At 39.5% G+C, this 271-nt stretch carries 1 pseudogene; it reads right to left on the reverse strand.

Going from position 1 to position 271, the window contains the following annotated elements:
- Nucleotides 1-271: pseudogene (locus AAEZ05_RS28705) on the reverse strand (integrase); the annotation flags it as partial.

Below are 271 nucleotides of genomic sequence, written 5' to 3' on the forward strand. Positions count from 1 at the left end.
CGCTCTACCAGACCATTTAGCTATTTCAAGGTTGGATAAACCACCCCGCTGTGCAATAGTATTGAGCAGGTGGCGAGCTTGATGCGATGTGACTTTTAATCGTTCACCATCGTTGTCAAAATAACCATACCTATCAAATATAGTTTTATGTTTACCTTCCAAAGCTGGACGAGTACCAATATCATTGTTAAAAAAGTTCGTATCAGGCTTTTTAAGTTCAGTAGGCAAACGCGGTCTATTACCATGGAATTGATTGGCATTTAGTGCAAAT

Origin of the sequence: Pseudomonas sp. HY13-MNA-CIBAN-0226 (genome assembly GCF_040310305.1) — a bacterium.
GTDB lineage: Bacteria > Pseudomonadota > Gammaproteobacteria > Pseudomonadales > Pseudomonadaceae > Aquipseudomonas > Aquipseudomonas gregormendelii.